Source organism: Janthinobacterium kochi (assembly GCF_051380715.1).
GTDB lineage: Bacteria > Pseudomonadota > Gammaproteobacteria > Burkholderiales > Burkholderiaceae_D > Janthinobacterium.
In genome coordinates, this window is record NZ_JBNYXO010000002.1 from 243,983 (window position 1) to 269,242 (window position 25,260).

Here is a 25,260-nt window from a genome sequence, read left to right on the forward strand (position 1 = left end):
CCGCTGATTACAAAGACGCCATTGTAAACTGCGGCGACGCGGCTAGCGCGGCCGTGCTGCAATCTGTCGCGATGCCATCAGGCATTGCTCCACCTGCTCGGTGATCGATGGCGGCACAGGCACCTCGCCGCGCAGCACGGCGGCGATCCAGGCCGCCGTGGTGGCCGCATCGCGCTCGGCCGGCAAATGTGGCAACTCGTCCACCAGCGCCTGCTTTTCCACCAGCACCGTGCGCTCCACGCCATGGAACCAGTCGATCTGCTGCGCCTTGTTGGCGTTGGCCACAGTCTCGCCTTCCGTGCCGCGCATCAGGAAAGCATCGCCGCGCGCGGGATCTGAGGCAGTCAAGAAATAGTCACCGAGCATTTCCAGGTATTCGGGATGCGTGTACGACACCAGGCGCAGAGCGGGACCGGCGAACGGCTGCATGATTTTCACCAGGGTATGCGTGGAATTGCGCACACCCAGCACACGCCGCAGCGACAGCATATGCGCCAGGCGCGGCGCCAACGCTTCGATGGGCAGGAAGGCCGCTTCACCGCGCGCCATAACGGCCTCGGCTTGCGCATGGTCCGGCGACGCCGGCACGCCCAGCGCGGCCAGCACTTCAGCCGTGGTGATGCGGCCCGGGTCGCTGGTGACGCCATGCACGAGCACGGGTGCGCCCGCGCGCGCCAGCAGCAGCGCCAGCAAGGCCGTCAGGTTGGCCATCTTGCGTGCGCCGTTGTAGCTGGGAATGATGATCGGGGCAAATTCACCGGCCGGCGCGGCCAGTGGGACAAACGACGCTTCAGCCGCGTCGAGGAAGCCGGCGATCTCGTCCACGGATTCGCCCTTGATGCGCATCGATAACAAAATGCCGCCCAGTTCCAGGTCCGATACGCGGCCCTCGAGCATGGCGCGGTACAGGGCGCGGGCGTCGTCGCGCGTCATGCTGCGCGCGCCGTTCTTGCCGCGCCCTATTTCTTTGATGAAACGTGCAGCGGGAAATGGCTCACCGGCCACATCGGTATGGGGGATGGAAACAGTCGTCATGGCGCCAGCTTACACGGATTGGCGCCGATGCAACAGCCGGGCAAGCGGAAGCGGGGGTGTGGCGGCAGAGGAAGCGGCCAGCCTGCCACAATAACAACTCATCCGCTGCCATTTGGCGGCCAGCCACGCCGCCAGGCCGCATTTCCGCTACACTATTGCCTCTTAAAGAACGCAATAGCGAAAGCCGAGCCAGAATCATGAATACGCCAGACATCGAAAATATCAACGTCACCTCTTTCGCGCCCATGCCGACACCGGCCGAACTGCACGCCAAACTGCCTCTGTCGGAGAGTGCCTTCGACACCGTCAGCCGCGGCCGCGAAGCGCTGCGCAACATCATCGACCGCAAGGACCAGCGCCTGTTCGTTGTCGTCGGTCCGTGCTCGATCCACGACCCCGTCGCCGGCCTCGATTACGCGCGCCGCCTGAAAGCGCTGCAAGAGGAAGTCAAGGACACGATGCTGCTGGTGATGCGCGTGTATTTCGAAAAACCGCGTACCACCACGGGCTGGAAAGGCTATATCAACGACCCGTACATGGACGATTCGTTCAAGGTTAACGAAGGCATGGAAAAGGCGCGCCAGTTCCTGCTCGACGTGTGCGAACTGGGCATGCCTACCGCCACCGAAGCGCTGGACCCGATCTCGCCGCAATACCTGGGCGACCTGATCGCCTGGACGGCCATCGGCGCGCGCACCACGGAATCGCAGACGCACCGCGAAATGTCGTCCGGCCTGTCGACGCCCGTCGGCTTCAAGAACGGCACCGATGGCGACATCAGCATCGCGGTGAACGCAATTTTGTCGTCGGCGCACCCGCACTCCTTCCTGGGCATCAACGCCGAAGGCAATGTCGCCATCGTGCGCACGCGCGGCAACGCGTATGGCCACGTGGTGCTGCGCGGCGGCGACGGCCGCCCGAACTACGATTCGGTTTCGATCGCCATCGCCGAACAGGCGCTGGCCAAGGCCAAGCTGCCGGCCAACCTGGTGGTCGACTGCTCGCACGCGAATAGCTATAAAAAGCCGGAACTGCAGCCGTTGGTGATGGCCGACGTGGTCAACCAGATCCGCCAGGGCAACCATTCGCTGGTGGGCGTGATGATCGAATCGAACATCGTTGGCGGCAACCAGAAGATTCCGCAAGACCTGTCGCAACTGACCTACGGCTGCTCCGTCACCGACGGCTGCATCGACTGGGACACGACGGCGACCATGCTGCGCGATGCGCATGCGCATTTGGTCAATCGCCCGAGGTAAACAGCTGGGGTCAGACCCCCTCTTGCGTTGGCGCTGAACCTGGCGTTAGCGGCATTGAGGGTCTGACCCCAAACACCTATGCCATCTGCACATGCGGCAGCACGGCGAACGATCCCGCCAGCGCCTGTTCGGCCTTGCTGGCCGGGATATTGAGTTCATTGACGTCCAGGTAGATGCGCCCGTCCATGATACGCACGGCGTACAGGCGCGCCATGCCCTGCACGGGTGCCACCAGGCGGCCCGAATCGAGCTCGATGATCCAGCTGTTCTTCGGCCCCATCAGATTTTTCTCCATCAGCACCCCGTGCGCCAGCGGACCGCCCAGGCAAGGCACCGTGTCGAGCAGCGCGTACACCGTGCCGTCCACTGCGCGAAACAGCGCCACACCGGGCAAGTCCTGCCACGCCAGTCCCCGCTGCACCATACGCGCGCCCGCCTGCGGCATGTCCTTCAGGCGGCAAATCATTTTCCATTGTTCCGGCATCGCTAGCTCCTTGAAAAAGGCACACGCTTGCCTAAGCAAGAGCGGTGCCAGTGCCAAGACAGGCAAAGAAAGGGGGGAATCGGGAACAAAACACCACTGCGGCGCACTGCGCAAGTGCACACTGCCGCCGAAATGGTGCGCCGGCCGCACGGTGGACTGCCCGGCTTTCCTTTACAATGACGGATTACTCCTCCCTATTTAGCACCTTCATGATTGTTCTTGGCGTCGAATCCTCCTGTGACGAAACCGGCCTGGCCTTGTACGACACGCAACGCGGCCTGCTGTCGCACGCCCTCTATTCGCAAGTCGCCATGCACGAGCAATATGGCGGCGTGGTGCCGGAACTGGCGTCGCGCGACCATATCCGCCGCGCCATCCCGCTGCTGGAAGAGACGCTGGCCAAGGCCGGCATCACCCTGCCCGAGATCGACGCCATCGCCTACACGCAAGGTCCTGGCCTCGCCGGCGCGCTGCTGGTGGGTTCTTCGGTTGCCTGCAGCCTGGGCCTGGCCATCAACAAGCCGGTGCTGGGCATCCATCACCTGGAAGGCCATCTGCTGTCGCCATTGCTGGCGTCCGAGCCGCCGCAATTCCCCTTCATCGCCCTGCTGGTGTCGGGCGGCCATACGCAGCTGATGCGCGTCGATGGCGTGGGCCAGTACACGATGCTGGGCGAAACGCTCGATGATGCGGCCGGCGAGGCGTTCGACAAGTCGGCCAAGCTGCTGGGCCTCGGTTATCCGGGCGGCCCCGCCATTTCGCGCCTGGCCGAATTCGGCGACCCGCTGGCGTACAAGCTGCCACGCCCGATGCTGCACTCGAAGGATTTCAATTTCAGCTTTTCCGGCCTGAAGACGGCCGTGCTGACGGTGGTGAAGAACCATGAAGAAAAAGTCATCGCCAACATCTGCGAACAGGACAAGGCGAATATCGCGCGCGGCTTCGTCGACGCCATCGTCGACGTGCTGACAGCCAAATGCGTGTCGGCCCTCAAGCACACGGGCTTGAAGCGCCTGGTGATCGCCGGCGGCGTGGGCGCGAACGCGCAGCTGCGCGCCTCGCTCAACGCGGCGGCCGCCAAGAAGCGCTTTAAAGTGTATTACCCGGAGCTGGAATTCTGCACCGACAACGGCGCCATGATCGCCTTTGCCGGCGCCATGCGCCTGCAGATCAACCCGCAGGCCGCCAAGTACGATTACTCGTTCAATGTGCGCCCGCGCTGGCCGCTGGATGAAATCCGCGAAGTCTGATCACTCCAGCAGGAACTTGCGCGCGCCCGCCAGGGCCGCGCCTTCCACCACCGTCTCATCCTTCAATGCCACGCCCGACAACTGCCGGCTGAACGCCCGCGACAGCAGGTAGTGCAGCCGGTAGGCGGCCGGCGCATACGCCAGCCCCTCGGGACGCACGTTCGAGATGCAGTTGCGGCGCTCGTCCAGCAGCCCCACTTTTGGCGCCCACGTCAGGTACAGGCCCAGGCTGTCCGGGGAACTCAAGCCCGGCCGCTCGCCGATCAACACCAGCACGGCGCACGCCTTTAGCAATTGCCCCACCTCGTCGCCGATGGCCACCCTCCCCTGCGCCACGATGTGTACGGGCGACAGCGTCCACGCCTCCAGCGCCAGCCGCTCGCGCAAGGCGGCCAGGAACGGCGCCGCGTGGCGTTGTATCGCCAGCGCCGACAGGCCATCGGCCGCCACCAGCGCCAGGTCGACTCCCTTGGTGCCACCGTCCAGCCGCGCGCGTGAAGCGTCGTCGAGCCGGCGCCCCAGGTCGGGGCGTTGAAGATAGTCGGCGCGCGTGGCGGCAGCACTGTGCAGTTGCACGCAGTCTTGCCCCTGCGCGGCCAAGGCGCGCGCCAGGGCCTCGCCATCGAGCGCCAGGTGCACGGCGTCGCGCGCCTGCGCGTGCGCCAGCTGAAACGCCAGCTGCGCACTGGTCGGCACGCTCACGCCGCGGCGCCCGAGCGCGATGCGTGCCGCCGTATGCGCGCGCAGCGCCTGCCACGGGCTTTTCTCGTCCATGTATCCTCCCTAGTCGCCCAGGCGCAGCAGGGCCGCCTGGAAGGCCGGCGCCAGCGCCGTGTGCAAAAAGCCCTGCGCATCGGTGATCTGCATGCGCGCCAGCCAGGCCGCGAATTCGGGCGCCGGACGCAGGCCCAGCACCCGGCGCGCATACAGGGCATCGTGGAACGAGGTGCTCTGGTAGCCGAGCATGATGTCGTCCGCGCCCGGCACGCCCATGATGAAGTTACAGCCGGCCACGCCCAACATGGTCAGCAAGGCATCCATGTCGTCCTGGTCCGCCTCCGCATGGTTGGTGTAGCACACGTCGCAGCCCATGGGCAGCCCCAGCAGCTTGGCGCAGAAATGGTCTTCCAGCCCCGCGCGCATGATCTGCTTGCCGTCGTACAGGTATTCGGGGCCGATGAAACCCACCACCGAATTGACCAGCAGCGGTTGATACGCACGCGCCACCGCATAGGCGCGCGCCTCGCACGTTTGCTGGTCCATGCCATGGTGCGCGCCGGCCGACAGGGCGCTGCCCTGGCCCGTCTCGAAATACATGACGTTGTTGCCCACCGTGCCGCGCCCCAGCGACAAGGCCGCCGCCTGCCCCTCGGCCAGCAGGGACAAGTCGATGCCGAAGCTGCGGTTGGCCGCCTGCGTGCCCGCCACCGACTGGAACACCAGGTCGACGGGCGCGCCGCGGCGTATCGCTTCCAGGGTATTGGTGATGTGCGTGAGCACGCAGGACTGGGTGGGAATCTGATATTGATCGATGATGGCGTCGAGCAGGTGCAGCAGCGAGACCACCTGCGCCACATTGTCGGTGGCAGGATTGATGCCGATCACGGCGTCGCCGCTGCCCAGCAGCAGGCCATCGAGGATGGAGGCCGCGATCCCCGTGGCGTCGTCCGTCGGGTGGTTAGGCTGCAAGCGCGTGGACAAACGGCTCTCCAAGCCCAGGGTATTGCGGAAAGACGTGACGACCTTGCACTTGCGGGCGACCAGCACCAGGTCCTGCAAGCGCATCAGCTTCGAGACGGCCGCCGCCATTTCCGGCGTGATGCCGGCGGCAACCTCGGACAGCGTTTGCGTATCCGTCGCGTCATCGAGCAGCCAGTCGCGGAAGTCGCCCACGCACAGGTGCGCGATGGGGGAAAACGCGGCGCGCTCGTGGCTATCGATGATCAGGCGCGTGACTTCATCGTCTTCATACGGCACCAGCGCCTCGTTGAGGAACAGCGATAGCGGTACGTCCGCCAGCGCCAGCTGCGCCGCCACCCGCTCCTGCGCGCTGGCGGCCGCCACGCCCGCCAGCACATCGCCCGAACGGGGCGGCGTGGCCTTGGCCAGCAGCTCCTTCAGGCTGGCGAGCTGGTAAACATGGCTGTCTATCGTATGGCTGAATGAGGGCATGGGCGTCTCCTGATGGGGTCAGACCCGCCGGGTCTGACCCCGGAGCATGCCTCATTCTACGCTCAGAACGGCGGCTACAAACTGCGCAGCGCGCCTTCCAGCTGCGGATGGCGGAAAACAAAACCGTCGGCCAGCAAGCGGCGCGGGGCGACCCTTTGGCCTTCCACCAGCAAGTCCGCTTGCTCGCCCAGCAAGGCGCGCATGACGAAGGCCGGCGTGGGCATGATGCTGGGGCGGTGCAGCACGGTGCCCGCCACCTGGGCGAAGCGGCGCTGCTCGATGGCTTCCGGCGCACAGAAGTTAAACGCGCCGCTCACCGTGCCTTGTTCGCTGCGGCGTGCCAGATGGGCGATGCCGCGGATCACGTCACGCACATGCACCCACGAGACCCACTGCTTGCCGCTACCGAGCGGGCCGCCCACGCCGAAGCGGATCGGCAGCAGCATCTGCGGCAGCGAACCCTGGTGGCCAAACACGAGGCCAAAGCGCATGCAGCCCACCTGCACGCCAAATTTCTCCGCCTGGCGCGCGGCCGCTTCCCATTCCTGGCACAGCTGCGACATGAAGATGGCTTGCGGCGCGTCGTCTTCAGCCAATTCCGTCGCGTCGCCCTGCGGCTGCACGCCGTAATAGCCGATGGCCGACGCCGACAGCAACACGCGCGGCTTGTGCTGCGCGCGGGCGATCCACGCCACCAGTTCCTGCGTCAGCGCGACGCGGCTGCGGCGCAAGGCGGCTTTGCGCGCGTCCGTCCAGCGACGCCCGACGATACGCGCGCCGGCCAGATTCACGACCATGTCGATGCGCTGCGCATCCGACAATGCGTCCAGCGACTTAATGCAGCGCACCTGGCCATCGAACGTCCATGCGGCCTGTTTCGGCTGGCGCGTCAGCACCGTCACCGCATGGCCATCGGCCAGCAAGGCGCTGACCAACTGCTGGCCGATGAAACCCGTGGCGCCCGTCACCAGCACGGACTGCGGCGTGGCGGCAAAACTCAGGTGCTCCTCTTGCTCTGCCTTCTCCTGCACCTTGCGCCGGCCCAGTTGCCACACGGCGTACGCGTCGCGCAGGCCGGACAGGCCCACGCCCGCGCCGCACAGCGCAAGGAAGACGCTGAGCCAGCCATACGGCTGCCACACGAGGGCCGTCGGCAGGTTGGCCCATTGGCTGCTGTTCAGGGCCAGCAAGGCGATGAAGGCGCCCGCGTTGATCGCCAGCACCGTGTGCGTGACCCGTTCCGTGGCGGGCAAGAGGCGGGTCTGGTCTTCCACCACGAAGTCCCACAGGGTCAGCACGATTTCCACGCCAAACACGATCACCAGCACCCAGGCCCAGGCGCCATGCCATTCCCAGGCGGCCAGGCCGACAAACAGCAGGCTGTAGATCAGCGCACGCGTGGCATGGATGGTCAGCTCCAACCGCGCCGACGCCTTTTGCGGCAGCGCCTCCGTCATTTCATGGTGATAGATGGTGTCGAAGGCGCCCAGGCAGCCTTGCGCCGCCATCAGTTGCAGGGCCAGCAGATGCGTATTCATGGTATGTCCTTGTGTAGGGTGGGCGCCGCGCTTTCGCGGAACACGCCGACCTGGGTGAACGTGGTGCCGAACAGGGCGTGGCGGATCTCGATGCGGATGTTGAACTGCTGCGGCGTGTCGTTACGGTGGCACAGATAGGTCTTGCCGGGCGTGAGCACGCCGGGCAGCGGCATCCGCCAGCCAAAAATATCCCAAAAATAGCCATCGCTGGTGAAGTGCAGATTGCCATCCTCGACATGGAGCAGCAGCTTCATGCCCAGCCCCATGCCCACGTATTCGAGCACTTCGCCTTTTGCGCTTTCGGCCATGTAGGAGGTGAAGCGGACCGGCGCGCGCCCGTGCAGGCGGTAGGTGCGCTGCTTGAAGATGAAGGGGCAGCCAGGGCGCGAATACACTTCGATATCCACGGGAAAATCCGCGTCGTCATACGGGAGCAGCGCGCCATCGATGAAAGGGCGCGTCAGCCAACCCAACACCTTGCCCAGGCGCGAACTGGTCAGTTCACTGAGTTCTCCCCGGTAGTACAGGGGCTGGCCTGGCGCGGGATTTTTCTCGAAGCGGCGGCGGATGTCCGCGTGCAGGGTGAGCCAATCGGCGCCCATGACCTTCCTGAACAACTCTCCTTCGGACGGGCCGCTCATGATTTTCCGCGCTTGCCTGGTTTTTCTTCCGGGCTGAGGAACTTGGCCACCTTGCCGCCCATGGACAGCATGCGCTGCAGGGTCGCCGGCGGCAGGTTTTTATAGTCGCTGTAGGTGCTGCTGAGCATTTCCAGGAAGGCCAGCACCTCGCCCATGCGCGCCAGCGTTTCTGGTGGAATCGCCGCATCCTGCTCGCCCTCGATCGCGCATTCGCGCAGCACCGTCAGGGTGGGATCGATCTCGCGCCGCTTGCGCTCTTCCATGATAACGCGGAAAATTTCCCACACATCCTGCAGGGCGACGAAGTGGTCGCGCCGGTCCCCCATCACGTGCGTGATGCGCGCCAGGCCCCAGCTTTGCAATTCCTTGAGGCTGTTGCTGACATTCGAGCGGGCCACGTTCAGGCTGGCCGCGATGTCTTCCGCCGTCAAGGGTTCGTTGGCCAGGAATAGCAGCGCGTGGATCTGCGCCACCGTGCGGTTGACGCCCCAGCGGGTACCCATTTCCCCCCAGTGGAGAATGTACTTCTGCGTAGTTGGACTCAGCTCCATGACCTTCTCTTATTTCTGTTGTTACAGAAATGTAAGATGAAACAGAAACCGAGTCAAGCACGATTCGTCAGGACTTTGCGGGCGGCCGGCCCATGGCACGCAGGAATTGCTGCTGCGAGGCGTGCAGCTGGCCATAGCCGAGTTCCCGGTAGACGAGGCCGTGACGTGGCGCCAGTTCGGCCAGGATGCGCGCCAACGCCGGGTAGTGGCGGTGATTCCAGGTGGGGAACAAATGGTGCGTGAGGTGCAGATTCAGACCGCCCAGCCAGTAACCGAGCCAGCGCAAGCGGCGCGGTTTCGGCGTCCAGTCGCAGGCCGTGTAAAACGTGTGCTGGTACCAGTCGTGCGGCAAGGTGCCATCGGGTCCCGGCTGGAAAAACTCCACTTCGGCCCAGTGCGTGCCGAGGATCAGCGCCACCAGCGCGCACGAGGCGATCATCTGCCCCAGCAAATACGCGCCCAGCACCACGCCCCAGCCGATACCGTGCTGCGACAGCACCCACATGGGCAGCGCCAGCACCAGCGCCACGTGGCCCAGCTTCCAGCCCAGGAACGACAGCCAGCCGCGCCAGCCCTGCAAACGGCTGTGCGCCGCCACGGGCGTCTTGCCGAAGCGGTCCAGCCAGTCGCCATACCAGTTCAGGTAAGGCAGCGACAGGGCCGCCACCACGGGCCAGTACAGGTATTGATAGCGGTACTGGGGCGACCAGCGTTGGAACGGCGTCTGGCGCAGGAAGGGGTTCGGTTCCGTGTCGAGGTCATAGCCCTCCACGTTGGCATACGTGTGATGGAAGTGTACATGGCGGATGGTCCAGAAATCCGTGTCCACGCCCACAGGCAAGCCCACCAGGCGGATCAGGATGCGGTTCAGACGTCCCTGGCGGAAGACGGCGCTGTGGGCCGCGTCGTGCAGGGTATTCATGGCCAGCACCATGGCCGCGACCAGGCAGGCGACATAGCTGGCGACAAACGGCCAGGTGTTATCGGCGTGCAAGGCCAGCGCATACAGCACTACCGTCAGCGCGGCCAGGAACACGGTCTTTGCATGCAGGCGCGCGTCGCCGAAGCGGTGCATTCCTTCGCTGGCGAGATAGGCGTCGGCGCGCGCGCGCAGTTCGCGGCGGAAGGCGGAATCGCGCGCGGGCTGGAAGCGCAGCGGCGGCAAGGAAGGCACAGGCGTCACGCGCGCGTCCCTGCCGCGGCCGGCCACCACAGGCGGCGCGCGCCGTCGAGGCCATGCGCCAGCAGCGCGCCCAGGAATGCCATGCCCCAGGCGTCGCGCGCGCCATACCAGCCCAGGAACAGCAGCGGCATGGCCACGGCGATGGCGACCCAGGCGATGGCGCCCCAGCGCCGCGCATCGGACAAGCCGCCCAGCGCCAGGGTACCGGCAAAAATCAGCGCAAACAGGATGGCCTGCTGCGCGCCCGCCAGTGCCGCCTCGTGGTTGACGTAATAAATCACCAGGCCAAACAGGATCACGCCGCCGATGCCGATGAACAGCTCGGGCACGTCGAAAGTGCCGCGCGACTGCCAGTGGGGAAAGCGCGCGCGCAGGCATGTGAACAGCTTGCCGTTGCTGGCCAACAGCGGGTTGTGCGTGGGTGTCATGCCCTTCACGCCATAGCGCATTTCCACGCCTTCGAGTTCGGGCTGGAAGCTGCCGAACAGCCTGTCCCACAGCAGCAGGGTGCCGCCGAAATTGCGGTTGATGTAGCGCTTGTCGGTGCCGTGATGCACGCGGTGGTGCGAGGGCGTGACCATGAATTTATCCAGGATGCCGGACTTGTTCACTAGCGCATTGTGGTTATACAACTGCACCGTGTAATGCAGCGACGAGACGACGAGGAAGATTTCCAGCGGCACGCCCAGCACGGCCAGGATGGCGATGAAGGGGAAATTCGTCAGCGACGAATACCAGGAATTGCGCACGCCCAGCGACAGGTTGAAATGCTCGCCCTGGTGGTGCACCACGTGCACGGCCCACAGCAGGGGGATTTTATGGTGCAGCCGGTGCATCCAGTAAAAGCACAGGTCCCAGGCAAAAAAAGCGAAGACCCATTGCGCCACCACGGGCCACTGGTCGACGATGTGCAGGTTCACATGGCGCAGCAGCAGGGCGAAGGCCGCCACTTCCACGCCGCGGAACACCCACATCAGGATGTGGCCGGAATTGAGATTGAAAATGACGTCTTTCCACGGCACCGGCGTCTTGCGCACCCATTTCAGGATCAGCAGTTCGGCCAGCACGAAGGCCAGCATGATCAAAAACGACAGGGCAAAAGGATTCATCATGGTGCGGCTTTTATGGAAACGGCGCTACGGGCAGCCAAGGATACCTGCATTTTCGCCAACATGCCGCCAGCGATGCCGACAAACAGGCCGGCGGCCAGGTCGATGCTGACATGCCGGCGCAGCGCGATGATGGCGTAGCAGATGGCCACGCCCAGCGCCACGGCCAGTGCGGAGCGCAGCAGGTGGCGCTGGTCGCACAAGGCCCACACGCATAGTAATGTCAGGGCGCCATGCAGCGACGGCAGGCAGTTTTGCGCGGAGTCCGCCGCCTGCAGCATGCGCAACGCCTGCGTGCTCCAGGCATTCCCATCACCGACGGGCGGATACGCGAGGGTGGTCGGGTACAGCAGGAAGACCACGCCACAAGCCAGGGCAGAAAGCGCCATGGCGCGCGCCAGCCAGCGCACGCGCGCCGCATCGGCCGCCAGGTAGGCATACGGGATCAGGATAAAGAAGGACAGGTACAGCCAGATGGCGGCGTCGCTGTAGGCAATGGCGCGGTCGATGGCCGTCTCGGGCAGCAGCACGCCCTGCCCTTGCAGCATATCGCTGGAAAAATACACGAGGCCGACGCTGCCCCAGCCGGCCAGCAGATGCAGCAGGCGGCAAGCTAACGTCATGGAAGAAGGGTTCATGCTGTTGCAAGGCGCCGGATGCGGCGCCGTTTCATGGTGGGGTCAAAGGGGGGCAGTTCGCCGCTCACCGTCCAAGTCAGGCCATCGACGGCCACGCCCAGGCCCTGCAGCACCGCTGCCAGATGTTCGCGCAAGGCCGCCAGGCCAGCGTCGTTCAGGGCCGCGTGCAACTGCAAGGCGCTGTCGCCCGACTGCACCAGGCGGTAGTCGGCGTCCGCCGGCAAGGCTTGCGCGAAGGCGCGCGTCAGCACGTCGGCAAACACGGCAACCGGTTCGCCGCCGCGCGCCGATGGCAGCAGCAACATGTCGTCGCAGCGCCCTTCGATGCCGTCGATGGCGCGCGTGGCGCGGCCGCACGGACATGGCGTGGCGCGCGCGAGCAGGATATCGTCGAGGCGGTAGCGCACGATGGGCTGCGTGATGCGGGTAAAGTCCGTAATCACGGGCACAAAACGACGTTCTTCAGCATCGAGCCACTGCGGCTCGATGTGCACGTATTCCTCGTTCAGGTGCAGCACACCGTGCTCGCAGCTGCTGGCAAGAAAACCCTCGGTGGCCTGGTAGATTTCATGCACGGCGCCGAACGCCTGCACGATCAGCGCGCGGTCCTGCGCTTCCAGCACTTCGGCGACCGAGATGACTTTTTTCGGCGCCAGCGCCAGGCTGCCATCGATGACGCGCAAGGCCAGCTGGCGCAGCACCTGGGCCGGCGCGACGATGACGCTGGGTTGATATTGCGCCAGTTGTCCGCACAGGCTGTCGAACGGTTCGAACAGGTCGTAGAAGGCAAAGGTCAGCCACGGCGAGCGCACGGCCGTGTACAGATTACTGTTCGCGCGCAGGAACAATGCCACCTTTTCGCCGGAAAACAGGCCGTCGGGCAGCGCCTTGGCCAGCATCACGCCCGCCCATTGGGCCTTTTCGCGTGGGCTGACGGTAAACACGGCGCGCCGCGACGAGGTGCCCGACGACAGGCCCACCGTGATGTCGCCCACGGCGGGCGTGAAGTCGCGGCTATGCTCGGCCGCCATGGCCGCGTCCATCGCCTGCGCCAGGGTCACCCCCTCGGTGTTCATGGCATCGAAATGCTCGAGCATCAAGGCCTTGTTCATCGTCGGCCACTGCGCCAGGGGCAACGCGCGATAGGCAGCGAAATAGCGGCTGCGCGCGCACAGTACATCGATGAAACGCGCCAGCTGCTCCTGCTGGTAGACGTCCAGCTGCGCGCGGTTCGTAAAACGCAGGCGGCGCGTGCGCCAGTACGACAGCAACAGCCAGACAATACGCTTCACGGGCGGCCCGCCACGGCAATATAGTCGAGCGTATCTTCATGCGTGATGCGGATCTGCGCATTGCCCGACCGGTGCAGCTGGTGCAGCCGGTTCAGGGTGGCGTAGTACGGCGCGCGCTTGTGCTGGATGAGGAACGACAGTTCCGACGGCCCGCGCAGCTGTTGAAAACTTTCCGGCACCCAGGCCGCGTCCGACGCCAGCAAGGTCCAGCCGCCGTCCTGCAGCACGAAGGCGCCCAGATGGCCGATCGCGTGGCCGGGCAGGTCGACGATGTAAATCTCGCCCGTGCCGCTGACGTCGCGCCCGTGCGTGAATGGCAGCAGGGCGGCCGGCAAGGCCGTCTCGGGCACGCTGTCGACAAAACTCAATCGATCCGCAATATCGGGCGGCAGCAGCTCGGGCACGAAGGCCTGGCGCACGGCGGCCACGCCGGACAAGCCCCGTACGGCGTCCCAGCCGGTTTTGGACGCCATCAGCCGCGCGCCGGGAAAGTCGCGCAGGCCAGCGATATGGTCGGCGTGGAAGTGCGACAGCAGCAAGGTGTGGATGTCGCCGGGCGACACGCCATGCGCGCGCAGCTGACCCTGCAGCGATTCATTCTCGTCGAAGAAAATCGGCGTCACCCACGCGTACATCCGGTACACGCCTTTCGACGTGGCGGCGCGGAAGTGCTCGGCGTAACCGGTGTCCCACAGGTACAGGCCCGCGCGCGTCTCGATCAGGTAGGCGCGCGAGGGGAAGCAGCGGCTGGCCAGCCCGCTGCCTTTCAAGACCATGCAGGACGGGTGGGTGCAGTGGCCGACGCGAAACGCGGTAATGCTAGCCATTGCGCTCCTTGCCCACCTTGTGCGCCGCCGCTTCCTGGCGCATCCATTGCGCCGTCAGGGCGATGCCTTCCTGCAGGCTGACGATGGGACGGTAGCCGAGCACCTTGCGTGCCTTGGCATTATCGAGCGTCATGTCGAAACTGAGCGCGCCGATGCTGTAGGGCGTGAGGGAAGGCTCTCGGCGTGTAAAACGCGAAGCGAACTGCATCAGGCGGGCGACCAGCGCCAGCACGCGGTATGGCACGCTGACGATCTGGAACGGCTGCTGCAGGTGCTCGCAGAACAGCGTGCGCAAAATGTCGCACAGGCGCGCCGGTTCGCCATTCGTGATGTTGAAAGCGGCGCCGGAAGCGATGGTCTTGTGCACGGTGGCCAGCCACATCGCATGCACGACATTGTCGACATAGGTGACATCGATGGTGACCGCGCCGCCCCTGGGCAGAGGCAGCTTGCCGCCACGCTCCTGCAGCACGCGCGCCAGGCGCGGGATCAGCACCTGGTCGTGCGGGCCGAAGATGGCGCGCGGGCGCAGGATCACGCAGGTCATGCCGCGATGGCGGTCGACGCAATCCTGCACGAGTTTTTCCGCCATCGCCTTGCTGCGCGCATACGCGTTGACGAAGGCATCGGGGCGGAAAGTTTCCGGCACGTCGTAGCGGTTGCGGTAATCGAAATACATGGCCGGGGTGGAAATGTGCACGAAGCGCGCCACGTGCAAGCTGGCGGCCGCGCGCAGCAGCTGGCCCGTGGCCGTGACGTTGGCGGCAATGAAGTCGCGCTCGGGGCCCCACGGCGAGGACAGCGCGGCGCAGTGCCAGACGGTATCCATGCCGCGCACCAGCTCATCGACCTGACGCGGCGATGCTTGCGCCAGATCAAGCGCCACGAACTGCGCGCCCATGCGTTCGAGTTCACGGCCGACAGCGGCGTTGCGGCCCGTGGCGCGCACATCCACGCCCTGCGCCAGCAAGGTGCGCACGGCATTGCGCCCCAAGCCGCCCGTCGCTCCCGTGACCAGTATACGCCTCATCGCACCACCTTCACAGATCAAGAATCATGCCGCCGATGGTCAGGCCTGCGGCCGTGCCCATCATCAGCAAACGCTGGCCTGCCACGGCCCGCCCCGTCATCACCGCCTCGTGCAGGGCGGTAGGCAAGGACGCGGCCACCTGGTTGCCATGCGTTTCAAAGATCTTGATGATTTTAGCATCGGGAACGTCGAGGATGCGCGCCGCATGCGCGAGCCCCAGCGGGCTGGCCTGGTGCGGCACGACCACATCGACTTTCTCCAGGCCAGCACCCGATTCCTGCATCAATTCCGCGAGGAAATCCGGCATCACCTTGACGGCCAGGCGGAACACGGCCTTGCCATCCATGCGGAACAGATAGTCGCCCGGTGCGCAGCCGTTGCGCGGGTTGCGCTCGGTACCGCCGCCGCGGATTTCGCAGTAACGCCGCCCTTCCGGATACGTGCCCATCTTGTAGGCGCGGATGCCGGCGCTGCCATCGCCCCGCTCGACGATGACGGCGGCGGCGCCGTCGCCAAAGATCATCGACGCTTCCGGCTCGCTCCAGTCGACCCCGCGCGAAGCGAGGTCGGACGAGACGATGGCAATGCGGCGGTAGGCGCCGCCCGCCAGCATGGACGCGGCCACGCGGAAAGCGGCCATGAAACTGAGGCAGCTGGCGTTGACGTCGAAGCTTTGCGTGCCTGGCGGCAAGCCGGCGTGTTCGGCAACGAAGCAGGCCGTGTTCGGCAAAGCTTGCTCGGGCACGCCGCAGGCGCAGATCAGGAGATCGATGTCGGCCGGACGCAGGCTGGCGTTCTTCAGCGCGTCGAGCAGGGCGGCGGCTCCCAGCTGGCTTTGCGATTCATCGGGCGCGGCGACAAAGCGCGACAGCACGCCGCTCTTGCGCAGGGTGTAGCCGGCAGGATGGCCCAATTTCAGGTCCAGGCTTTCGGAAGTGACGCTATGCGACGGCACGGCTTTGCCCGTCGCGATCAGGCGAACTGGAATCATGTTGGCCTTAACAAAGTAAAGTGAATACGGTTGATGTACGGTCTATACGCTAATCGCGTGCCAACGGCGGCAAATCAACGCCGCAGTTCTTGCAGAAATTGGCATCGTCATCGAGCCCTTCTTTCAGGCACGTGGGACAGGTACGCGTGGTGACCTGCTTGGAACTGCGCTGTACCGTCATTTCGGCGCTGATAATGCCGGTAGGCACTGCCAGGATGCCCCAGCCGAGCAGCATCATCAGGGAAGCGATGGTGCGCCCGATGTCGGTCTTCGGCGTGATATCGCCGAAACCCACCGTGGTCATGGTGCTGATGGCCCAGTATATCGACGTGGGGATACTGCTGAAACCGTTATCCGGCCCTTCCACGACATACATCACAGTACCCAACAGAAAGACCACCATCATGACGAAAGACAAGAAAATGAGGATCTTGCGCCGGCTGGCCAGCAAGGCCCGCCCCAGCACCGTGTATTCATGCACATAGGACGTGAGCTTGAGGATACGGAACATGCGCAGCAGGCGCAAAATACGCACGTCGATCAGCACATGCGCGCCCGGCAGCAGCAAGCCGATGTAGGTCGGCACGATGGCCAGCAAATCGATAACGCCGAAAAAACTCTTGGCGTAGCGCACCGGATGCTGCAGGCATGCCAGGCGGGCACAATATTCGATGGTAAACAAAATGGTGAAAAACCATTCGAGCGCCGTCAACCAGGTGCCATAGCGCTCGGCTACGGAGGCGACACTGCTGAGCACGACCACCGTCACGCTGATCAGGATGGCGGCGATCAGCAGCAAATCGAAGGCGCGGCCCGTGCGCGTTTCCGCCTCGAAAATGACGGTGTACACCTTCTCGCGCCAGCCCCGCTCGGGCTTGCCAAATTTTTGCTGCGTTTCCTGCGCCGCCAGTTGCTGCGGCGTCAAGGGTGCCGCTGCGCTCTTCGTCGCGGCTTTCATGTGGGTAGTGTGCTCATATACGATTATTGTATAGATAATTGACAAAGCACGACGACACGCACGCTTACACTACGACAGCTTTTTCGCCAGCAGCACGGCATTACGCCGGTCGCGCTCGGCTTGCACGATGTCCGTCGTGCGCGCTTCCGACAAGCCCACCGTGTGCAGCACGGTGGCCGTCAGCTGCAGCGCCGATTCCAGCGCCTCGGGCACGACCAGGGTGGCGCCCGCCTGCATCAAGGCCACTGCATGTGCTTCGTCGCGCGCGCGCGCATACACGGGCAGCAGCGGATATTCGCGGCGGATCGATTTCACGGCATGCAACACGGAGGCCGCATGGTCCATGGTCAGCACCACGGCGGCGGCCCGGTCCGCATTCACTTTTTGCAACAGTTCCGCGCGCGAGGCATCGCCGAAATACACGGGAAAGCCGCGCGGATGCAGCGTCGTCACCAGCCGCGCATCATTTTCAATCGCCACATACGCGATATCCTGTTCCGTCAGCACCTTCGCCAGCAACTGCCCCACCCGGCCGAAACCGGCGATGATGACGGTGCTGCCCTGCGGCGGCAGCGCCCCGCGCGACAGGTCGGCCAGCTGATGGTGGTGCCGCTTTTCCCACCAGTTGCCGAAAGCGCGCGCCGCCTTCGCCAGCGCCGGCGTGGCAAACAGGCTCAGGCCCACCACCAGCATGACGAATTGCGCCACCTGCGGACCGATCAACTTGGTACCGAGCGCATACGCGACGACGATAAAGGCAAATTCGCCGCCCTGCCCCAGCAGCACGCCCGTTTCCACGGCGCGCCCCCAATGAAAGCCACCGATGCGGAAAATCACGCTGATGACCAGGGTTTTCACCGCAAACAAGCTCAGCACGGCCAAGGGAATCAAAACCGGCGACTTGAGGATTTCGCGCACATCGATCTGCATGCCCACCGACATGAAGAACAAGCCCATCAATAAACCCTTGAAGGGCTCGATCGTCACTTCCACTTCATGGCGAAATTCCGTTTCCGCCAGCAGCAAGCCGGCCAGCAAGGCGCCCAGCGCCATCGACAGACCCGCCAGATACGTCAGGCCCGCGATACCCAGGGTGCTGAGCAAGGTCAGCGCCATGAACACGTCGGGCTGGCGTTTCTTGACGAAGAACTGGAACAGCGGACGGATCACGCGACGCCCCAGCAGATAGATCAGCAGGATGGCGCCCGCCGATTTCACGGCAGCAAAGCTGAGCAGATACGCCAGGTCGTCGCTGCGCCCGCTGGCGAACACGTCGATCAGGATGAACAGCGGCACCACCATCAAATCCTGGAACATCAAAATGGAAAAGCCCGCCTGGCCGGCAGGCGTCTGCAGGGAGCGCTGGTCGGTGAGCAGCTGCATCACCACGGCCGTGGACGACAGCGACAGCACCAGGCCAAGCACGATGGACGCTTCCAGCGACAGGCCAAAGTAATACGCGACACTGCCGATCAGGCAGGCGCTGACGGCCACCTGCCCCACGCCTGCGCCAAATACCCAGCGCCGCAGCGCCCACAGGCGTTCCGTCGACAGTTCCAGGCCGATCATGAACATCAAAAACATCACGCCCAGCTCGGCCAGGCCGCTGACCTGCTCGGCGCGCACAAACGAAAAGTGCGTCAGCCACGTAAATTCACCGGCCCACAGGCCGAAGCCGAAGGGACCGAACAGGGCGCCGACGGCCAGGAAGCCGAGCACCTGGTTGACCTTCAGGCGTTGCAATAGCGGAATAAAAATCCCGGCCAGGGCGAGAAACAGCAGGGTTTCTCGCAAGTAAGGTAAGGCGTGCTGCTCTTCCAAAATAGTTCAGTCCATGTCAGTGACGGCATCCATACCGAATTGGCAATTGTCGCATGCTCGGGCACGGCGAAGTAAGCGCACACACGATATTTTTTCCACAAGGCAATATCTACGTTATTCACGCCCCGGATCGGGCAGCGCCAGCATGTCGGCACGGGGTCGGTCCCAGCCCGGCACGTACGCGGGACAAGGGCGGCTACGGAACTGCTGCAACTCCACGGTCGTAAAATTGGGCAGCATGCCGGGATTGAAACGCACATCCGTCAGCTTGTCCGCATTCAATCTGGGCATGCGGGCAAAGCGGAACCAGGCGTCCGCAAAGCAATTATCCGACTGCAAGGCGCGCAAGGTGGCCAGGCTGCCCGCCGCCTGCGCGGACACGGCGATGCCGGGCGCCAGTTGCTGTCCCTGCTTGCCCGTCTCGGCCAGCCCGGCCGGGCAGGCGGCGGGCGCCAGCGACTCGGGCAGCAGGCTCAGGGTGCCACGCCGCAAGGTGTACACATCGGTCTTGCTGTCGAGCGAAACGTAAATCCAGCACAGGGGATTGCTGGGAAACGCCGTCATCGCCACGTCCCACACGCGCGTGCCGGGATCGAGCCGCTGCACGGCCGCTTCGATGCGCGTACGGCCGATCGCCGAGGCCACGCCCTGCGTGCCAATAAACGTGGCAGCCAGCGCGAAAGCCAGCAGCAGCGCTCCCCGTCCCCGCTCGCCGGCCCTTCCTTGCAGCACGGCCAGCACCACGCCCAGCACCAGCAAGACAGCCAGCGAGGCAGGCGCCAGATAGGTTTTATAGGTGAAGAAACACAGGGCCGCCGCCAGCCCCGCCAGCAGCACGCTTTTGACGATGCCGTAGTGCAAGGACATGATCACGGGCACGCCCAGCAGCACCCAGAACATGGGTTCGACAATGAAGACCATGTCGCCATACAGCCAGCGGCTGTCAAACGGGTAAAACGGGTGCAAGCCATAGGAATTGAGGAAATCCATGCCCATGTGCAAGCAGAATCCCAGCAGCAAGCAGGCCGCCAGGCCCAGCCGGGCGGGCACGCTGTCCTTCAGCAGGCGGCGCGCGCCGGGCCACAGCAGCCATAGCAGGGCCAGCAACAGCAGCGCCTGCGGCAAGGCCAGCAGCAAGGTATGCGTATGCCCACGGTGGTGCAACATGTAGCCGAAGGGGCGCGGCAGCAACCGGGTGAGCACCAGGTCCAGGTCGGGCGCGTTGCTGGCAAACCAGGCCGTAAACAGAAACAGCGCGCGCCGGGTGCGCTGGGCGGGGGCTTGCGGCTCGGGCGGCAGGCTGCGGTGTACCAGTTCGCCGACCCCGAGGCCGATGACCGAATGCGTAATATTATCCATCGGGCAATTTTACAGGATGCGGCCACCCCAAGAGCAAAGGCTGGGGTCGTACCCTCAGAGTACGACCCCGGATTCTGCCATTGGGTTTGATCAAATCAAGCGTCTACAGCGCCTGTAAATCTTCCCCACGCATGCCCACCAGCAAGGCGCGGCCATCGGGCAGCACGCGGAACTCGCCATAACGGGCCTTTTCCCAGCGCGCCGCCTCGCCTTCCTTGAAGAACCAGGCATCGCTGACCAGCACCCAGTTACCATCCTTCGGCGTCAGTTCGAGCAGGAATTCCCCGGGCGCCAGCGCCTCTTTGGTGTACGGGCGCTGCAGCTCGGCTACCCCGCGCGCATCGCGCCTGGCCACCACGAGTGGCCGGCCAGGCGCCCTGTCCACGCTGGCCAAAGTGCTGAGGACGCCGAGGTTGACGAAATTGAGGCGCATGTAGTCGCCCTGCATCAGCGAGCGGGGATCGACGGGTTCCAGCGCCACGAAGATGGCCTCGCCCTTGGCGATCAGCTGCTCTTTCTGCCAAATGCCGCCATTGGCGACCAGCAACACCAGCAGCAAGCCTCCCAGCACGCCCAGGCGCGCGGCGCGGCTTTCCGCCGGCGCGGCCGCCGGCTGGCTTTCCACCAGGTGCAGCACCGCGCCGCGCGTGGCCAGCCACGACAGGGCGCACAGCAGGGCGCCGGCCACGGCCAGCAACGCCGCCTTGCTGGCCAACGGCCAGGCCAGCTGATAATAAAAGCTGCCAATGATCCACGCCGCCGCCAGCGCGGCTGCCACGGCCACGCGCGAGCGCCCGCTCGTTACACAATACGCGAGGATCAGCAGCACGGGCCCCAGCGCCGGCATGAACCACGCCAGCACGATCAGCACCAGCGCCACGCCGATGACGGGCAACTGGCGCAGCGCCGGCCAGCGCCATCCCGTCCAGGCAGCGGCCGCCGTGGCAAGCACGAGCGACACGCCATTCAACACCTGCTCATACCAGGCAGCGGCCTGGTGCCGGGTCACTTCGCGCGCCACATCGCCGGCAACACCACCGCCCAAGGCACCGCCCAGCATGAAAGTCATGCCGGACCAGAAGACCAGACCCAGCAAGATTGCCAATACCCACCCCGTCGACAGCGATTCCAGGAAGGCGGCGATGGGCGCGCCGCGGCCATCGTTGAAAGCCTGCTTCTGCAGCCAGTGCGCGCCCAGCCAGAATGCCAGGGCCAGCATCCAGGCCAGATACAGTTGCGTGGGGTCGTTCTCGAAAATCCAGTCGCGCGTGCTATCGACGATGCCCAACCCCAGCAAGCCGCAGGCGACCAGTCCCAGCAGCACGCGCAGCCAGTCGCGCGGCAAGGTGGCGGCCACCAGCAGACACGCCAGGCACATCAGCAACGAGGCAATCTGCGTGGCATAGTCGCGGAACAGGGCATAGCCCAGCAAGCCGCCGCCCACCAGCAGGCAGGGCACGGCCAGCTGCTCGACAAACAAGGCCACGCCGCGCATGCGGATCAGCAACACGGCCACCACCAGCACGATGGCGGCCACGACGTACGCGCCGGGGCCGTTACGCACCACGCTTTCCAGGCCCACGCCCAGCGCAATCATCAGGGGAATGGCGGCCAGCCAGGCGCCGAAGGCCGTCATCAGCACCAGCGGCCACGGCCGCACATCCTGCGCCGGACGGCTAGCGCCGGGCGGCAGCAGGCCGGCGCGCGTGGCGTCGTCGATCAGGGTGGCGAGCGCATCAGCGCGGTTCACCTTACTCATACTGCCTCCCGGCGCGTGCGCCACAGAATGCCTTGCACGGTCAGCGCCAGCAGCACGGCGGCAAACAAGCCCAGCATGGCCAGTCTGCCGACGCCATCGCCATTGCCGCCATTGAGCAGCACGCGCGCCAGGCCGCCCACCAGCAAGGTGTTCAGGCCCAGCGCGACGGCGCTCAGGCCGAACACGTCAAAGAACTGGCGCGTGGCCAGCAGGACGCCGGCGATGGCCAGCAAGCCCAGTCCGGCCCAGTACGGCGACTCGATATTGCTGCCGAACAAGGCGCTGACGGCCGTGCCCGTGATGAGGATGGTGGCCAGCACCAGCCCCAGGCGCAAGGCCCAGCTGCCCGCGCCCGTCCAGCGCGCCAGCAGGGGCGACACAAACGCACACGCAGCCAGCACGGCCAGCCAGCCGCTGACGAAAATGGACAGATCGCTTGAATCGATGCGCCAGCTGTGGTGCGCATGCGCCTGCATCCACAGGGTGGCGGCCGTGGCCAGCACCAGCATCCACGGCGTCCACAACACGTCGCTGCGCGCCACCAGGCACAGGGGCAAGGCCAGCACGGCCCACAGGGCGAACAGCTGCCACGGATCGGCGCCCGTCTGGTAAGTCTGGCCGAAATACGCGAACAGGCCGCCGATGCCCAGCAAGGCCAGCAGCAACAAGGGCACGCGCGCCTTGGGCACGACGAACGCGCCCGCGCAGGCGGCGGCAAACACGCCTTGCAGCAGGGCAAAGCGGCCCATGCGGCCCAGCTCTTCCCAGTTGGCGGCGACCCAGCAGATCAGGCCCATGCCCAGCAGCGCGGCGCCCAGCACGGCCACGCCGCGCGGCAGCCAGTAAGCCAGGCGCGCGGGTTCGCGCTGGAAGCCGGCCACTTCCTGCAACTGCCGGGTTTGTTGAGCATCGAGCGCGTTGGCCGAGGCAAGCTGGTACACGGCGAGGCGTAAATCCATCGTCTGCTTTCTGTTGATTTTTATTTAGGATGAAAAGCGTCAGCGCTCGACGCTCACGCCGCGCCAGAAGGCGACGTGGCCGGCAATCTGCTTGGCGGCATCCTTGGGCTGGGGGTAATACCAGGCGGCGTTGGCATTCGTCTGGCCATCGACGACGAGGTCGCAATAGCTGGCCGTGCCCTTCCATGGGCAGATGGTCGTGTGGCTGCTGGGACGCAGGTAGTCCTGCGTCACCTTGGACAAAGGAAAATACACATTGTTTTCAACGATTTGCACCTGATCGTCGGTCGCTTGCGCGATGACGACACCATTCCAGCTGGCTGTTGGCATTTGACTATCCTCCTTCTGCGCCGAGTGTAGCGCAAAAAGTCTGCCATGGCGCGCGCCATTGGCGCCCGACTCAAGCGTCGGCGATGATCTGGCGCAAGGCTTGCTCGAACACTTCAGGCGGCTGGCCGCCGGAAATCAGGTGGCGCTCGTTGATGATGACGGCGGGCACCGAGTTGATGCCGTTCTGCTGGTAGAACTGCTCCTGGGCGCGCACCTCGTCCGCATAGGCATTCGATGCCAGCACCTCGGCCGCTTTCACGGTATCGAGCCCCACCTTGCCGGCCACGGCCAGCAGCACCTCGTGCGAGGACGGATCCTGGCCTTGCGTGAAATAGGTGTCGAATAGCGCCATCTTGAGTTCTTTCTGGCGCCCTTCGATCCCGGCCCAGTGCAGCAAACGGTGCGCATCGAAGGTGTTGTAGATGCGGCCGCGCTTGTCCATGGCAAAGGTAAAGCCCAGCTGCTCGCCGCGCGCGCGGATCGCTTCGCGCGACTGCGCCATCTGTTCCGGGGTGGAGCCATATTTTCGGGCGATGTGTTCGCCGATATCCTCCCCTTCGGGCGGCATGTTGGCGTTCAGTTCGAAAGGCTGGAAGTGGATCTCGGCCTGGACGGTGTCTTGCAGCTTGTCCAGCGCCTGCTCCAGCGACTTGAGGCCGACCACGCACCAGGGACAGGAAACGTCGGAAACGAAATCGATACGGATGGGAGTGGGAGTGGTGGAAACAGTCATGGTGGGCAGCCTTTGCGCGAGTCGGTGGCGGCCGCACCGCGCGGCGCCGCAAGGTTGGGGTCAGACCGGCGGGTCTGACCCCGGCATTTTACCTTTTCTTGACGGGCGCCTTGGCCCCATCCTTCTTGCCCCCGATCTTGCTTTCCTTGCCAGAGAGCAAGTTCGCGATGTTCTGGCTGTGACGGTAAGCCAGCAGCACGCTCATGATGATGACGGCCAGCAAGATGGGATCGACGCCGAACAGCAAGCCATAATAAAACGGCGCGAACAGGGCCGCCACCAAGGCTGCCAGCGAGGAATAGCGGAAGGCGTAGGCAATGATCAGCCAGGTAGCCAGGGTCGCCAGGCCCAGCCAGGGATTGATACCCAGCAACACACCAAGGGCCGTCGCCACGCCCTTGCCGCCGACGAAGCGGAAGAACACGGGCCACAAATGGCCGAGGAAAACGGCGATGGCCACCAGCGCCACGGCCGTGTCGCCCACGCCCAGCGCAGTGGAAAAATGGTCGGCCAGGAATACGGCCAGCCAGCCCTTGGCGCCATCGCCCAGCAGGGTCATGATGGCGGCGCCCTTGTTGCCGCTGCGCAGCACGTTGGTGGCGCCCGGATTTTTCGAGCCATAGGTGCGCGGATCGGCAATGCCGTAGACCTTGCTCACCACCACGGCAAACGATATCGAGCCGAGCAAGTAAGCGGCCACTGTCATTGCCACGGTTGTAATTACTGGATTCATTTCTTCCCTTTGTTGTATTTTTCACATCAGCATCGAGGCTGGCGCAGCAGAATATACACCAGCGCCCAGTCCAGCGACAGGGCCGCGTCCCGATTTCTTAATCTTGCAGGGCGCACTGCACCGGCTTGGCTTGCAACAAATCAACCAGCACCTGCGGCGCCAGCGAGACGAGAAAACCGCGCCGCCCGCCATTGATGTAGATACGCGGCAATTCCAGGATCGACGCTTCCACGTAGACGGGCATGGCCTTCCTGGTACCGAACGGCGAGGTGCCGCCGATCATGTAGCCGGAATGGCGCTGCGCCACTTCGGGCTTGCACGGCTCGACGGACTTGCAGCCGATGCCGCGCGCCAGGTTCTTGGTCGACACCTTGCAATCGCCATGCATGAGCACGATCATCGGCCGCGCCGCCTCGTCCTGCATCACCAGGGTCTTGATCACCGCGTGTTCCGGCACCCCCAGCTCGCGCGCCGAGACGCTGGTGCCGCCGTGCTCCTCGTAGGGATATGGGTGTTCATCGAAGGAAACGTGATGCTTGCGCAGCAGCTGCGTCGCCTGGGTTTCGGAAATATGCTCTTTTTTAGCCATGCGTGATACGCTGATCGTT

At 64.7% G+C, this 25,260-nt stretch carries 25 protein-coding genes; 2 read left to right on the plus strand and 23 right to left on the minus strand.

All coding sequences use genetic code 11. From position 1 onward, the window contains the following. Positions 1–42 precede the first annotated feature (42 nt). Positions 43–1,035 carry a DNA-binding protein YbiB gene (gene ybiB / locus ACQ4WL_RS05415; RefSeq protein ID WP_436508579.1) on the minus strand — a complete coding sequence of 331 codons (993 nt, stop codon included), beginning with the start codon at positions 1,033–1,035 and terminating at the stop codon, positions 43–45. A gap of 197 nt (positions 1,036–1,232) precedes the next feature. On the opposite strand from ybiB, the gene ACQ4WL_RS05420 reads away from it, so the two are divergent. Then, the gene (locus tag ACQ4WL_RS05420; RefSeq protein WP_436508581.1) at positions 1,233–2,294 is read left to right on the plus strand and encodes a 3-deoxy-7-phosphoheptulonate synthase; all 1,062 of its coding nucleotides are present in this window, start codon (positions 1,233–1,235) and stop codon (positions 2,292–2,294) included. Positions 2,295–2,370: 76 nt separating this feature from the next. On the opposite strand, the gene ACQ4WL_RS05425 is transcribed toward ACQ4WL_RS05420, so the two are convergent. Next, on the minus strand, positions 2,371–2,778 hold the full coding sequence (locus ACQ4WL_RS05425) for a nitrite reductase (NAD(P)H) small subunit (RefSeq protein WP_436508582.1): 408 nt from the start codon (positions 2,776–2,778) through the stop codon (positions 2,371–2,373). A 209-nt stretch (positions 2,779–2,987) separates the two neighbouring features. Between ACQ4WL_RS05425 and tsaD the strand changes: the two genes are divergently transcribed. Then, on the plus strand, positions 2,988–4,028 hold the full coding sequence (tsaD, locus tag ACQ4WL_RS05430) for a tRNA (adenosine(37)-N6)-threonylcarbamoyltransferase complex transferase subunit TsaD (protein WP_436508584.1): 1,041 nt from the start codon (positions 2,988–2,990) through the stop codon (positions 4,026–4,028). Here tsaD and eutC read toward each other — a convergent pair whose 3' ends face one another. The 21 genes from eutC to ybaK form a co-directional block, all read right to left on the minus strand. Continuing rightward, a complete protein-coding gene (gene eutC / locus ACQ4WL_RS05435) occupies positions 4,029–4,802 on the minus strand; it encodes an ethanolamine ammonia-lyase subunit EutC (protein ID WP_436508585.1) in 774 nt (257 codons plus the stop codon). A gap of 9 nt (positions 4,803–4,811) precedes the next feature. After that, complete coding sequence (locus ACQ4WL_RS05440; protein WP_436508587.1) at positions 4,812–6,200, minus strand: ethanolamine ammonia-lyase subunit EutB; 1,389 nt, start codon at positions 6,198–6,200, stop codon at positions 4,812–4,814. Positions 6,201–6,274: 74 nt separating this feature from the next. Continuing rightward, the gene (locus ACQ4WL_RS05445; RefSeq protein ID WP_436508589.1) at positions 6,275–7,738 is read right to left on the minus strand and encodes a TIGR01777 family oxidoreductase; all 1,464 of its coding nucleotides are present in this window, start codon (positions 7,736–7,738) and stop codon (positions 6,275–6,277) included. Continuing rightward, positions 7,735–8,379 (minus strand): DUF4166 domain-containing protein, encoded by a 645-nt coding sequence (locus ACQ4WL_RS05450; RefSeq protein WP_436508590.1) that lies wholly within the window; start codon positions 8,377–8,379, stop codon positions 7,735–7,737. The genes ACQ4WL_RS05445 and ACQ4WL_RS05450 overlap by 4 nt, the downstream gene beginning before the upstream one ends. Next, positions 8,376–8,930 carry a GbsR/MarR family transcriptional regulator gene (locus ACQ4WL_RS05455; RefSeq protein WP_436508591.1) on the minus strand — a complete coding sequence of 185 codons (555 nt, stop codon included), beginning with the start codon at positions 8,928–8,930 and terminating at the stop codon, positions 8,376–8,378. Before ACQ4WL_RS05455 ends, ACQ4WL_RS05450 begins: the two co-directional genes overlap by 4 nt. Before the next feature lie 67 nt (positions 8,931–8,997). Then, entirely contained in the window at positions 8,998–10,113 is a 1,116-nt protein-coding gene (locus ACQ4WL_RS05460) for a fatty acid desaturase family protein (protein ID WP_436508592.1), read from the minus strand. Next, entirely contained in the window at positions 10,110–11,225 is a 1,116-nt protein-coding gene (locus tag ACQ4WL_RS05465) for a sterol desaturase family protein (protein ID WP_436508593.1), read from the minus strand. The genes ACQ4WL_RS05460 and ACQ4WL_RS05465 overlap by 4 nt, the downstream gene beginning before the upstream one ends. Next, the gene (locus tag ACQ4WL_RS05470; protein WP_436508594.1) at positions 11,222–11,860 is read right to left on the minus strand and encodes a phosphatase PAP2 family protein; all 639 of its coding nucleotides are present in this window, start codon (positions 11,858–11,860) and stop codon (positions 11,222–11,224) included. The genes ACQ4WL_RS05465 and ACQ4WL_RS05470 overlap by 4 nt, the downstream gene beginning before the upstream one ends. Further along, positions 11,857–13,152, minus strand: a complete 1,296-nt coding sequence (locus ACQ4WL_RS05475) for a F390 synthetase-related protein (RefSeq protein WP_436508596.1) — start codon at positions 13,150–13,152, stop codon at positions 11,857–11,859. Before ACQ4WL_RS05475 ends, ACQ4WL_RS05470 begins: the two co-directional genes overlap by 4 nt. Next, entirely contained in the window at positions 13,149–13,979 is an 831-nt protein-coding gene (locus ACQ4WL_RS05480; RefSeq protein WP_436508597.1) for an MBL fold metallo-hydrolase, read from the minus strand. The genes ACQ4WL_RS05475 and ACQ4WL_RS05480 overlap by 4 nt, the downstream gene beginning before the upstream one ends. Then, entirely contained in the window at positions 13,972–15,009 is a 1,038-nt protein-coding gene (locus tag ACQ4WL_RS05485) for an NAD-dependent epimerase/dehydratase family protein (RefSeq protein ID WP_436508598.1), read from the minus strand. The genes ACQ4WL_RS05480 and ACQ4WL_RS05485 overlap by 8 nt, the downstream gene beginning before the upstream one ends. A gap of 10 nt (positions 15,010–15,019) precedes the next feature. Then, on the minus strand, positions 15,020–16,000 hold the full coding sequence (locus tag ACQ4WL_RS05490) for a 3-oxoacyl-[acyl-carrier-protein] synthase III C-terminal domain-containing protein (RefSeq protein WP_436508599.1): 981 nt from the start codon (positions 15,998–16,000) through the stop codon (positions 15,020–15,022). Positions 16,001–16,049: 49 nt separating this feature from the next. After that, positions 16,050–16,958, minus strand: a complete 909-nt coding sequence (locus ACQ4WL_RS05495) for an ion transporter (protein ID WP_436508600.1) — start codon at positions 16,956–16,958, stop codon at positions 16,050–16,052. Between the two features lie 69 nt (positions 16,959–17,027). Beyond that, a complete protein-coding gene (locus ACQ4WL_RS05500) occupies positions 17,028–18,752 on the minus strand; it encodes a cation:proton antiporter domain-containing protein (protein ID WP_436508602.1) in 1,725 nt (574 codons plus the stop codon). Positions 18,753–18,893: 141 nt separating this feature from the next. Next, on the minus strand, positions 18,894–20,138 hold the full coding sequence (locus tag ACQ4WL_RS05505) for a metal-dependent hydrolase (protein ID WP_436508604.1): 1,245 nt from the start codon (positions 20,136–20,138) through the stop codon (positions 18,894–18,896). A gap of 103 nt (positions 20,139–20,241) precedes the next feature. Then, complete coding sequence (locus tag ACQ4WL_RS05510; RefSeq protein WP_436508605.1) at positions 20,242–21,897, minus strand: GDYXXLXY domain-containing protein; 1,656 nt, start codon at positions 21,895–21,897, stop codon at positions 20,242–20,244. After that, the gene (locus tag ACQ4WL_RS05515) at positions 21,894–22,856 is read right to left on the minus strand and encodes a DUF2157 domain-containing protein (RefSeq protein ID WP_436508607.1); all 963 of its coding nucleotides are present in this window, start codon (positions 22,854–22,856) and stop codon (positions 21,894–21,896) included. The genes ACQ4WL_RS05510 and ACQ4WL_RS05515 overlap by 4 nt, the downstream gene beginning before the upstream one ends. 39 nt (positions 22,857–22,895) lie before the next feature. Continuing rightward, the gene (locus ACQ4WL_RS05520; RefSeq protein WP_436508609.1) at positions 22,896–23,186 is read right to left on the minus strand and encodes a DUF427 domain-containing protein; all 291 of its coding nucleotides are present in this window, start codon (positions 23,184–23,186) and stop codon (positions 22,896–22,898) included. A gap of 70 nt (positions 23,187–23,256) precedes the next feature. Continuing rightward, positions 23,257–23,919, minus strand: a complete 663-nt coding sequence (locus ACQ4WL_RS05525; RefSeq protein WP_436508610.1) for a DsbA family oxidoreductase — start codon at positions 23,917–23,919, stop codon at positions 23,257–23,259. A gap of 88 nt (positions 23,920–24,007) precedes the next feature. After that, positions 24,008–24,652, minus strand: coding sequence for a glycerol-3-phosphate 1-O-acyltransferase PlsY (plsY, locus tag ACQ4WL_RS05530; RefSeq protein ID WP_436508612.1), 645 nt, complete (start codon positions 24,650–24,652; stop codon positions 24,008–24,010). A gap of 97 nt (positions 24,653–24,749) precedes the next feature. After that, positions 24,750–25,241, minus strand: coding sequence for a Cys-tRNA(Pro) deacylase (ybaK, locus tag ACQ4WL_RS05535; protein ID WP_436508614.1), 492 nt, complete (start codon positions 25,239–25,241; stop codon positions 24,750–24,752). Positions 25,242–25,260 lie beyond the last annotated feature (19 nt).